The sequence below is a fragment of the Rhizobium sp. P2_G2 genome, assembly GCF_056403555.1.
Genome location: NZ_JBFUFF010000011.1, coordinates 130,809 through 141,565 on the forward strand (window position 1 = coordinate 130,809; position 10,757 = coordinate 141,565).

Annotated in this window: 10 protein-coding genes; 3 read left to right on the plus strand and 7 right to left on the minus strand. The window is 60.9% G+C overall.

The features are described 5' to 3' along the window. Window positions 1-11 precede the first annotated feature (11 nt). Window positions 12-1,556, plus strand: coding sequence for a DHA2 family efflux MFS transporter permease subunit (locus tag AC1D06_RS11885; protein WP_477875809.1), 1,545 nt, complete (start codon window positions 12-14; stop codon window positions 1,554-1,556). Window positions 1,557-1,605: 49 nt separating this feature from the next. On the opposite strand, the gene AC1D06_RS11890 is transcribed toward AC1D06_RS11885, so the two are convergent. From AC1D06_RS11890 to AC1D06_RS11910, 5 genes are all read right to left on the minus strand, one after another. After that, a complete protein-coding gene (locus tag AC1D06_RS11890) occupies window positions 1,606-2,493 on the minus strand; it encodes a DMT family transporter (RefSeq protein ID WP_477986367.1) in 888 nt (295 codons plus the stop codon). A 116-nt stretch (window positions 2,494-2,609) separates the two neighbouring features. Further along, the gene (locus AC1D06_RS11895; RefSeq protein WP_477986368.1) at window positions 2,610-4,247 is read right to left on the minus strand and encodes an ABC transporter ATP-binding protein; all 1,638 of its coding nucleotides are present in this window, start codon (window positions 4,245-4,247) and stop codon (window positions 2,610-2,612) included. Next, window positions 4,240-5,064 carry an ABC transporter permease gene (locus tag AC1D06_RS11900; protein ID WP_477875812.1) on the minus strand — a complete coding sequence of 275 codons (825 nt, stop codon included), beginning with the start codon at window positions 5,062-5,064 and terminating at the stop codon, window positions 4,240-4,242. The genes AC1D06_RS11895 and AC1D06_RS11900 overlap by 8 nt, the downstream gene beginning before the upstream one ends. 7 nt (window positions 5,065-5,071) lie before the next feature. Beyond that, window positions 5,072-6,031 (minus strand): ABC transporter permease, encoded by a 960-nt coding sequence (locus AC1D06_RS11905; RefSeq protein WP_477875813.1) that lies wholly within the window; start codon window positions 6,029-6,031, stop codon window positions 5,072-5,074. Window positions 6,032-6,047: 16 nt separating this feature from the next. Beyond that, complete coding sequence (locus tag AC1D06_RS11910) at window positions 6,048-7,631, minus strand: ABC transporter substrate-binding protein (RefSeq protein WP_477986369.1); 1,584 nt, start codon at window positions 7,629-7,631, stop codon at window positions 6,048-6,050. A 307-nt stretch (window positions 7,632-7,938) separates the two neighbouring features. Here AC1D06_RS11910 and AC1D06_RS11915 point away from each other — a divergent pair, with 307 nt between their 5' ends. Next, on the plus strand, window positions 7,939-8,691 hold the full coding sequence (locus tag AC1D06_RS11915; protein WP_477875815.1) for an SGNH/GDSL hydrolase family protein: 753 nt from the start codon (window positions 7,939-7,941) through the stop codon (window positions 8,689-8,691). Between the two features lie 6 nt (window positions 8,692-8,697). Here AC1D06_RS11915 and AC1D06_RS11920 read toward each other — a convergent pair whose 3' ends face one another. Next, the gene (locus tag AC1D06_RS11920) at window positions 8,698-9,138 is read right to left on the minus strand and encodes a hypothetical protein (RefSeq protein ID WP_477875816.1); all 441 of its coding nucleotides are present in this window, start codon (window positions 9,136-9,138) and stop codon (window positions 8,698-8,700) included. Window positions 9,139-9,623: 485 nt separating this feature from the next. On the opposite strand from AC1D06_RS11920, the gene AC1D06_RS11925 reads away from it, so the two are divergent. Continuing rightward, a complete protein-coding gene (locus AC1D06_RS11925; RefSeq protein ID WP_477986370.1) occupies window positions 9,624-10,490 on the plus strand; it encodes an SIS domain-containing protein in 867 nt (288 codons plus the stop codon). A 6-nt stretch (window positions 10,491-10,496) separates the two neighbouring features. On the opposite strand, the gene AC1D06_RS11930 is transcribed toward AC1D06_RS11925, so the two are convergent. Further along, the coding region (locus AC1D06_RS11930; RefSeq protein WP_477986371.1) for a LysR substrate-binding domain-containing protein at window positions 10,497-10,757 on the minus strand (261 nt) is incomplete at its 5' end.

The window sequence follows — 10,757 nt, forward strand, 5'->3', positions numbered from 1 at the left end:
AGTAGCGAGCCATGAGCAACGCGGCGTCATCCTCGGCCAGCCCGATCGCCAATCGCGGCGCGATCACTGCCTGCGTCATCCTTGCGGTGATCATGCAGGCGCTGGACACCACGATCGCCAATGTGGCGCTGCCCTATATCCAGGGCAGCGTGTCGGCGAGTGCCGACCAGATCAACTGGGTGCTGACCTCCTATATCGTCGCGGCGGCAATCATGACGCCGCCGTCGGGCTTCCTCGCCGCCAAGTTCGGCCGCAAGCGCGTGCTGCTGGCAGCCATCCTCGGCTTCGTCGTCGCTTCCGTGCTTTGCGGCCTGGCGCAGTCGCTCAACGAAATCGTCGCCTTCCGCCTGCTGCAGGGCTTTTTCGGCGCCTCGCTGGTGCCGCTGTCGCAGGGTATCCTGCTCGATATCTACACGGTGGAGGAACGCGGCTCGGCCATGGCGCTGTTCGGCGTCTCGGTCATGGTCGGTCCGGTGCTTGGACCCGTGATCGGCGGCTGGCTGACCGACAATATCAGCTGGCGCTGGGTGTTCTACATCAATGTGCCGATCGGCGTACTGGCCTTCGCCGGCATCGTCATCTTTGTCACCGAGACCAAGATCGATGCGCTGGCGAAACTGGACTGGTTCGGCTTCGCCATGATGAGCCTGTTCATCGCCTCGCTGCAGCTTTTCCTCGACCGTGGCGAACAGCTCGACTGGTTCTCGTCAGGCGAAATCGTCATCGAGGCGATCGTCTGCGCCGCCGCCTTCTACCTACTGCTTGTGCAGACGTTCACAAAGAAGAACTCCTTCGTCAATCCGCGGCTATTCCTCGACCAGAATTTTACGGTCAGCATGATCTTCATCTTCGTCATCGGCATCACCTATCTCGCGTCGCTGGCCCTGATGACGCCGTACCTGCAGACTTTGATGGGCTATCCGGTGATCACCGCCGGCATCGTCATGGGGCCGCGCGGGCTCGGCACCATGCTCTGCATGTTCATCGTCGGCCGGCTGATCGGCCGCGTCGACAGCCGCTGGCTGCTGCTGCTCGGCCTCGGCCTGACCGCCTGGGCGATGTACGCCATGACCGGCTGGACGCCTGATGTGTCGCAGTCGACGATCATCTGGGTCGGCTTCGTCCAGGGCGCGGGCCTTGGCTTCCTGTTCGTGCCGCTGACTACGATGGCGTTTTCGACACTGCCGGCGCAGATGCGCGGCGAAGGCACCGGCCTCTATAATCTGTCGCGCAATATCGGCTCGAGCGTCGGCATTTCGATCGTCTCGGCATTGATCGTCTCGAACACGCAGAGCAATCATGAATCAATCGCGGCCTATGTCACGCCGTTCAACCACGCCTTCAATCAGGCGGCTGCGCAAAGCCTCAGCCCGCTGACGGCCGCCGGACGTGCGGCACTGAACGAAACCATCAACCTACAGGCGACGATCATCGCCTATATGGACGATTTCAAGCTTTTGATGTTGATGTCGATCGCGGTGATGCCTCTGGTGCTGCTGCTGCGCAAGCCCAAGGCCGCCGCGCCGAAGATGGATCATGCGGCAGTGATGGAATAGCTTGACCACGCGTCGGCGACCAGCGTCGCCGATCGCCCCTCTTCGCGTATCAGGCCACGATCATCAGCCGCCGCCTGCGTTCGTCGAGCAGGACGATGGTCAGGCCGGCAATCATGATCAGACAAATGCCGATCATCGCCAGAAGGTTCGGCAATTCGCCGAACACGACGAAGCCGGAAAACACCGCCCAGACGGAAAAGCAATAGTAGAAGGGTGCCACGATCCCGGGGCGTCCGACGCGATAGGCCATGAAGATGAAGAAATGGCCGAAAATCAGAAAGAGGCCGGCGCCTGCCAGCAGCGCGATGTGATGCGGGCCGGGTATGACCCAGGTTTCAGCCGTCACATGGGCGACGCCGGAGCCGACAAGCACGACAAGCACGGCCGAGATCGCCACCACCAATCCCGGCGTATCAGGCGCGACCCGGCGCCCGACGAGATCGCGCACCGCCGAAAAGACGGCGTTGGCAAGACCAAGCAAGGCGTAAACCGAGATGCCTTTGGCCGTCGGTTGCGCGACCAGCAAGGCTCCCACAAATCCGGCAGAAATCAGCATCATCCTGGTGCCGCCGATGCGTTCGCGCAGGAAGATCGAAGCCCCCAGCAGAAGCAGAAGCGGCGTCACCTGCCCCAGCGCGATGGCAACCGCGATCGGCATATTGGCCAGTGCCACGACATAGGCGAAGACGCCGGCGAATTCCATGACATTGCGGAGCAGGACACGGCGCTCGAACATCAGTCCGGCCTTTTTGCCGTAGCCCAGCAGGTAAAGCAGCGGCAGGCCCCAGAGCGTGGCGGCCACGCCGCGCAGGAACAGCACTTCATAAGGCGGCAGGCCATGCGTCGCGAGCTTCATCATCGTGTCGTTGACGACGTAGAAGGCGGTTGAGAGGATCATGAAGACAGGCCCGCGAAGGGCGTCGGGAATGAGGGGCATGGGGACCGAAGCAGTCTGACTGGAAGGTAAGACAGACTTACAATGGTTGTTGGCGGGCGACAATGGGCGCCCGGGCGTCACTTGCTTCTCTCCCCAAAAGCAAATGAGCGTTTTGCCTAATTCCCCGCGCTCGCCATCTTTCGGCTAGCAATTGCTTTTTCCAGCCAGCCGATTTCCATCTCCGGCACCGAGGACAACAACAGGTCCGTGTAATCGTCGAAGGGCGGCGCCAGCACCTTGCTCTTGGCGCCATAGCGCACCACCTCGCCGCGATACATGACCGCAATCGAATCGGCGATGGACCGCACCGTGTCAATGTCGTGGGTGATGAAGAGGTAGGCGACATGCTCGTGCTGTTGCAGGTTGAGCAGCAGTTTCAGGATGCCGTTGGCCACCAGGGGATCAAGCGCGCTGGTCACCTCGTCGCAGATGATCAGCTTCGGCTTGGCGGCCAGCGCTCGGGCGATGCAGACGCGCTGCTTCTGACCACCGGACAGCTCGGCCGGGTAGCGATTGAGGAAACCCTTGCCCATCTCGATCTCGTCGAGCAGTTCGATGACACGCTTTTCACGCGCAGCACCACGCAGGCCGAAGTAGAAGGTCAGGGGGCGGCCGATGATCGTGCCGACGGTATGACGCGGGTTCATCGCCACGTCGGCCATCTGGTAGATCATCTGCAATTGGCGCAGGTCATCTTTGCTTCGATTGGCGAGCCGCTTCGACAGCGTCCGGCCATCGAATACAACCTCGCCTTCCGAGGGCGGCAGGAGACCGGTGATGGCGCGTGCAAGCGTCGATTTTCCGGAGCCGGATTCGCCGACGACAGCCAGGGTCTGGCCGGGATGGATGTCGACCGAGACGTTCTTCAGCACCTTGACCGTACCGCGGCCGTACGCGGCCGTGACATTCTTCACTGAAAGGATCGGTTTGGGCGTCGGCTGCTTTTCCTCGTGCGGCACGCGATGCACGGAGACCAGCGCCTGGGTATAAGCTTCCTTCGGCTCCTTGATGATCTCGTGCGTCGAGCCCTTCTCGACCATCTTGCCATATCTCAGCACCATGATGTCGTCAGCCACTTGCGCGACCACGGCGAGGTCATGGGTGATGTAGAGAGCGGCGACATGGGTGTCGCGGATCGCCTCCTTGATCGCGGCCAGCACGTCGATCTGGGTGGTGACGTCGAGTGCTGTCGTCGGTTCATCGAAAACGATCAGGTCCGGCTCGGGGCAGAGCGCCATCGCAGTCATGACGCGCTGGAGCTGGCCGCCGGAGACCTGGTGCGGATAGCGGTTACCGATGGTTTCGGGATTGGGCAGGCTCAGCTTGCGGAACAGCGCCACGGCGCGGCGCTCCGCCTCGGTGCGGTTGGCGACACCGTGCTTGAGCGAGCTTTCCACCACCTGGTCCATCAGCTTCTGCGCAGGGTTGAATGCGGCCGCCGCCGATTGCGCGACATAGCAGACCTCGCGGCCGCGCAGTTTGCGGACGCCATTGCGGCCCTGCTTGAGGATGTCGCGGCCATTGAGCACGATCTCGCCGCCGGTAATCCTGACGCCGCCACGGCCATAGGCCATGGCGGACAGGCCGATGGTCGATTTTCCCGCGCCGGATTCGCCGATCAGGCCGAGAACCCTGCCCTTTTCAAGTGTCAGCGATACATCGTCGACCAGAACCACATTCTTCGGCGGCTCGCCCGGCGGGTAAGCGGTGGCCTCGATTCGGAGGTTGCGGATGTCGAGCAAGGTCTCAGCCATTGCCGCGCCCTCCCTTGAGGCTGGTGGTGCGGTTGAGGATCCAGTCGGCGACGAGATTGACCGATATCGCCAGCAGCGCGATGGCCGCCGCCGGGATCAGTGCGGCCGGCACGCCGAAGACGATGCCATCCTTGTTCTCCTTGACCATGCTGCCCCAATCGGCATCCGGCGGCTGCACGCCGAGGCCGAGGAAGGAAAGGGCCGAGAGGAACAGGATCGCATAGATGAAGCGCAGGCCGAGTTCGGAGATCAGCGGTGTCAATGCATTCGGCAGGATTTCGGCGAAGATCACCCAAAGTCTGCCCTCGCCGCGCAGCTTCGCGGCTTCGACAAAGTCCATGACATTGAGATCGACAGCCACGGCGCGGGACAGCCGGAAAACACGGGTCGAATCGAGGATGCCCATCACCATGATGAGCGTAAAGACATTGGACGGCAGCACAGAGAGCACCACTAGGCCAAAGATCAGTGTCGGGATTGCCATCAGCATGTCGACCACGCGCGAGACGAGCATGTCGAACCAGCCACCGATCACCGCCGCGGCAAAGCCAAAGATGGCGCCGAGGGAGAAGGACAGCGCCGTCGCGAGCACGGCGATGAAGACCGTCGTCTGGGCGCCGTAGATCATGCGCGACAGCAGATCGCGCCCGAGCTGGTCGGTGCCCAGGGGGTATTTCGCCGACATGGGCAGCCAGGCATCGCCGAGAATCTCTCCGAGGCCATGCGGGGCGATGAACTGGGCGAAGATGGCGATCAGCAGGAAGGCTGCGGTAAGGATGAGGCCGATAAGGGCGCCGATGGGGATGCGTCTCAACATCTCGTCCTCACTTCGGATGCCTGAGCCGCGGATTGGCGAGGATCGACACCACGTCCGCGATCATGTTCAACACGATGTAGATGGCGGCGAAGATCAGACCGACCGCCTGCACCACCGGCACGTCACGCTTGGTGACATTGTCGACCAGATATTGCCCCATGCCGGGATAGGCAAAGATCACCTCGACCACCACGACGCCGACGACGAGATAGGCAAGGTTGAGCATCACCACGTTGACGATCGGTGCGACAGCGTTGGGGAAGGCGTGCTTGCGAATGATTTCGAACGCGGTCAGCCCCTTGAGTTCTGCTGTTTCGATATAGGCCGACTGCATGACATTGAGGATGGTGGCGCGGGTCATGCGCATCATATGCGCCAGCACGACCAGCGTCAGCGCCATCGCCGGCAGCGCGATCGCCTGCATCCTTTCGAGGAAAGACATTCCGGGATAGACGGTCGAGACCGCGGGGAAGATCTGATATTGGACCGCAAAGAAATAGACCAGCAGATAGCCGATGAAGAATTCCGGCAGCGAGGTCGAGGCGAGCGCGAGGCCGGTGATCAGTTTGTCGACCCAGCCATTGCGGTAGCGCACTGCCGTCAGCCCAAGAATGATTGCCAGCGGCACGGCGACGACCGCCGCCCAGAAGGCCAGGAACAATGTGTTCGACAGCCGCTCGCCGATCGAGCCGGCAATATCGAGCTGGCTGGCCAGGGACTTGCCGAGATCGCCATGCAAAACACCCCAGAGCCAACGGAAATACCGGATATAAGCCGGGTCGTTGAGGTGCATGGACTCGCGCATGTTCGCCAACGCTTGCGGCGTCGCCGATTGGCCGAGGATTGCTTGCGCCACGTCGCCCGGCAGGATCAACGTGCCGGCAAAGATCAGCACCGAGACCGCGAGCAACAGGACAATGCCCAGCGCAACGCGCTGGGCGATCAGTTTCAATACGGGCGAAGACATGGGCGCCGGCCCACGCTCAAGCTTTGAGCCAGCACTTGGAAAGTGCGTAGCCGCCCATCAGTTCCTGGTTGCCGTCGTCATACCAGCCGCCGACCTTCGGGCCGGTGGCGTCGATGAAGTCGTTGAACATCGGAGCGATGACGCCACCTTCCTGGTTCACGATCGTGCCCATGTCGGCATAGAGCTTCTTGCGCTTTTCAGTGTCGAGTTCGCCGCGCGCCTGGAACAGCATCTTGTCGAACTTGTCGTTGAAGAAGCGGGTATCGTTCCAGTCGGCCTTGGAATAATAAGCCGTGGAATACATCTGGTCCTGGGTCGGCCGGCCGCCCCAATAGGAGGCGGAGAAGGGCTGCTTGTTCCAGACTTCCGACCAGTAGCCGTCGCCCGGCTCGCGCTTGATTTCCAGCGTGATACCGGCCTTGGCGGCACTCTGCTGGTAGAGCTGGGCAGCATCGATAGCGCCAGGGAAGGCAACGTCGGACGTGCGCAGCAGGACCGAGCCGGAATGACCTGATTTCTTGTAGTGGAACGCCGCCTTGTCCGGATCGTATTTGCGCTGCTCCATCTCGGTGAACAGCGGATAGGCCTTGTTGATCGGCGTGTCGTTGCCGACCGAGCCATAACCCATCAGGATCTTCTGCACCATTTCGTCGCGGTCGATGGCGAATTTCAGCGCCAGGCGCAGGTCGTTGTTGTCGAAAGGCGCGGTGTTGCAGTGGCAGATGAAGACGTAATGGCCCTTGCCGGCGACGTTGCGGATGGTGATGCCCGGCACGCGCTTGATCAGGTTGACGATCTTCGGCTCGACGCGGTTGACCATGTGCACCTGGCCGCCCTGCAGCGCCGACATGCGGGCCGTGGCGTCGTTGATGACGATGATCTCGATCTGGTCGGCAAAGCCGCGATCGTCGCGCCAGTAATTCTTGAACTTCTCACCACCGAGGCGGACGCCAACGTCGTTGGTGGTGATCTTGTAAGGACCGGTGCCGATGCCTTCGGTCGGATTGTCCTTGCCGCCGTTCGGCTGAATCATCAGATGGTAATCGTCGAGCAGGAAGGGCAGGTCGGCGTTGGCGTCCTTCAGCGCGATGACGAGGTTTTGGCCGTCGAGCTTGATGTTGTCGATGCCCTGCATGATGCCGAGCGCGCCCGACTTCGACTTGGCGTCTGAATGGCGCTGCATGGTGGCGAGCACGTCGGCCGGGGTCATCGACTTGCCGTTATGGAATTCGACGCCTTTGCGGATCTTGAAGGTCCAGACCTTGGCGTCCTTCGAGGCGCCCCATTCTTCAGCGAGCGCCGGCTGGACCACGCCTGCGTGATCGACCTGCACCAGTTGTTCCGACCACTGGCGGCCGAAGAAATAGGGCACCTGGCTCTGCCATGTGGCGGGGTCGAGGCTGTCGGTGGCGGAGCCGCCCTGCAGGCCGGCCTTGAGCGTGCCGCCCTTGACGGGCGTGTCGGCATAGCCGGCGGTGGCCAGCAGGCCATCGGCGAAAGTGGCGGCGACGCCAAGGGCCGCGGCGCGGCCGAGGAAATCGCGGCGGGTGAGCTTACCGGCGGCAACGCGCCTGCTGAGGTAGTCAAGTTCGTTGGTCATTGTGATAGTTCCCCTGTTTGTCAGCTCGTCCCGGTCAGAGCGTAGACCTCCGCCAGCCTCGCATGGATATTGAGGCGCTGGCCGCCATGGAGCCATACTATTCGCGCCATTCACTATTGCAATACCGAAGCGTGGTGCAATGGCTTGACGCCGATCAATCCTGCTTGAATAACAATCCCGTAACGCCATCAGCCAGACGAATGGCAGATGCAGCTGACCGGCCTGCAATTGCAGATTTCACGTCGCCGGAAACGGCCGTCGGAGGCAGAAGATGATTGCCGTTGAAGCAGTCCATAAGAGGATGCCGATGTTGGTGCGTCCGGTTGCACTTGCGGCCTTTTGCGGCGCGGTGGTCTGCAGCCAGCCCGCGGCTGGCGAGTGCAACCGTTTTGCCGTGGCGGTCGCCACGGATCCCGCGCCCTACCAATATCCCGAAGGACTGGAAAAGTCGGCGACACTGCTGGAACATCCGCCGGGTGAGGCAGATGTGGTGCTGATCGGGGATTCGCTTGCCGCCAATTGGCCTGATGACATGGCGCGCCAGCAGTTCGGGACGGACAGGGTCTGGAATTTCGCCGTCGGCGGCAGCGTGACGCAAAACACATTGTGGCAACTGCGCAAACCGAGAGCCGACCAGACAAAGCCGTCAACGCTGGTCGTGGTGATCGGCACCAACAATCTGACCCGGGAAGACATGCCGGCCTGCGCGATCGCCGCCGGCATCAAATTGGTCGTCTTGGCGGCGCATAATCAGTGGCCCATGGCGGTGGTCCATGTCATGGGCATTCCGCCGCGCGGGAGCGATTTCCGCTTTCGCAACGATGCGCGGCTCGCGGTCAATGCCGAGATGCGCGACTGGGCCAAAACTCTGCCCTATCTCCATTATTTCGAGGCCGAAGCATCCGAAATTACCTGTGGCCTTTATGACGCGCCGCTACGTGTTGCCTCCGCGAAAGCCCATCAGGGGCCGGTCTGCGCCAATTACGCCGACGATTTCGGCCATTTCCGTCGTGCCGGCTATGACGTGATCTTTTCGGCGCTCAAGAAGGCGAACCGCTGAAATTCGTCAATCCTGGACGTAGCAATACACCGTGCCGGTGAATTCCTGTCGGGGCGGTGAAACGACGAGCGAGTAGCCCCCGACATAGGCGATTTTGTCGTTCGGTGCGTGGCGGCTGTCGATCGTGATGGTCATCGACGGGGCGGTTTCGGTCAGGCCGGCTTTGACGTCGAATTTCAGATGGATGGCGCTCGCGTCGAAACTCTGCTCGACCAGTTGCTCCGGCCGGAACTCGAAGGAACTGAATGACGGCGGCAAGCGGAGATTGGCGGTTTCGAAACTGCCGGAGATATTTTCCAGTTTGGAATTGCCCAGTTGCGCATAGAGCCCACCGAAGAAGAATTCACCGGTCGTGTCGCTGAAACTGCAGTCGAGTGCACCGCCTGCATATGCCATCGCGGGAAATGTCAGGCAAACACCCAGAACTGCCGCCGCCAATTTTACCATTGTGTGCCTTTATCCTTCTTCAACTGAAGTAAGGGACGCACAGGAACGGGATTTTATTTCCCGGCAATTTCACACTGGGAATGAAAAAGCGAGACAGGCGAGGAAAGGCGCATAGCGCTTGCCCTGAATTCTTGCCATATGTCAATTATTATCGGACGACGAGGCAATCTGTTTGCATTCGACCTCGCAGGCGCCGATGAATGTTGTACAATTCCGCCAAATACGCGGTCTTTCGCCGACAAGGACGGATGGCATTCGGCCGGCGAACGGCCGGCATAAGTGCTAAGAAAGCCTTATCTTTCCGTAAATTCTACGTTCTCACGCGAATTTCACTATTTATATGCCGACAAACATGCTAATCATGACAATGTAGTGAATTTTCATGCGGTAGTTAAGACATATTGAGACGCGCCATTTTGATGGGAAATCATTTTTGGATCGAATCCGTCTTGACGCTTGACGATCCGGAATGAAAGGGGGCCAACATGTTGCGCAACAAGAGCCCGATGCGGGGTACAGGTGCCAATATAGTCGAGATCGTCCGGCGGACGCTCGACGATCTCAGGAAGTCGGAGCGCAAGGTGGCCGACCGTGTGCTTGAGGATCCGCACCGGGTGCTCAATGCGACGCTTGCCGAAGCGGCTGCGCTGTCCGACGTCAGCGAACCGACAGTGATCCGCTTCTGTACGGCAATCGGCTGCACGGGATATCAGGAATTCAAACTCAGACTGGCGCACAGCCTGGCTCTCGGCGTGGCGCCGACGCATTCGGTGCTCTCCGAGACCGACAAACCGGATGCCTTGGTGGAGAAGATTTTCGGCTATACGCTGACCAGCCTCGACTGGGCGCGCAGCCATCTCGACATCGAGACGATCGAAAAGGCAGTCGATGCGCTTGCGACGGCACACCGCATCGAGTTCTTCGGCATCGGCGCATCGAATATCGTTGCGCTCGATGCACAGCAGAAATTTCCGCTGTTCGGCGTGCCCTGCGGGGCCCAGGCCGACATTCACCAGCAGCTGGCGACGGCCGCATCGATGCAGACAGGCGATGTCGCCGTGGTGTTCTCCAATACGGGGCAGAATCTGCCGATGATCGAGGCCGCCAAGGCGGCCCAGGCCGGCGGCGCGAAAGTCATCGGTGTGTCCGGCATGCAATCACCGCTCTCGGAACATTGCGATATCCATATCCAGGTGGCGACGCTCGACAATGCCGACCTCTATACACCGACCATCTCGCGCATCGCCGCCCTGGTGGTGGTGGACGTCCTATCCTCGGCAGTAGGCCTACGGCACAAGAACGGCGCCCCCGAGAGGATGGAAATCATGCTCAAGGAACTGCATGCCGGGTAGCGGCGGCTAACGCCGTCGCTCTGCCTCAAAATGGCGAACCTGCTCCAGCAACCAGTTGGAAAAGGCGACCACCGGCGGATATTTGACCTTGTTCAGCGGCCGGACCAGATAATAAGCGCTGGTACTGCGCACGGAATGGTCATAGGCCCTGACAAGCTGCCGCGCCTCCAGTTCCGCCTTGATCAGGAAAATCGGCATCAGCGCGATGCCAAGCCCGGCAATGCAGGCCTGCGCCACATTGGAAAACTGCTCGAAGCGCATGCCGCC

Excerpts from the sequence above, each read along its gene's own strand:
- AC1D06_RS11915 (WP_477875815.1), top strand. The coding sequence starts at position 7,939 with ATGTTGGTGCGTCCGGTTGCACTTGCGGCCTTTTGCGGCGCGGTGGTC.
- AC1D06_RS11900 (WP_477875812.1), bottom strand. The coding sequence starts at position 5,064 with ATGTTGAGACGCATCCCCATCGGCGCCCTTATCGGCCTCATCCTTACC.
- AC1D06_RS11890 (WP_477986367.1), bottom strand. The coding sequence starts at position 2,493 with ATGCCCCTCATTCCCGACGCCCTTCGCGGGCCTGTCTTCATGATCCTC.
- AC1D06_RS11910 (WP_477986369.1), bottom strand. The coding sequence starts at position 7,631 with ATGACCAACGAACTTGACTACCTCAGCAGGCGCGTTGCCGCCGGTAAG.
- AC1D06_RS11920 (WP_477875816.1), bottom strand. The coding sequence starts at position 9,138 with ATGGTAAAATTGGCGGCGGCAGTTCTGGGTGTTTGCCTGACATTTCCC.
- AC1D06_RS11895 (WP_477986368.1), bottom strand. The coding sequence starts at position 4,247 with ATGGCTGAGACCTTGCTCGACATCCGCAACCTCCGAATCGAGGCCACC.
- AC1D06_RS11925 (WP_477986370.1), top strand. The coding sequence starts at position 9,624 with ATGTTGCGCAACAAGAGCCCGATGCGGGGTACAGGTGCCAATATAGTC.
- AC1D06_RS11885 (WP_477875809.1), top strand. The coding sequence starts at position 12 with ATGAGCAACGCGGCGTCATCCTCGGCCAGCCCGATCGCCAATCGCGGC.
- AC1D06_RS11905 (WP_477875813.1), bottom strand. The coding sequence starts at position 6,031 with ATGTCTTCGCCCGTATTGAAACTGATCGCCCAGCGCGTTGCGCTGGGC.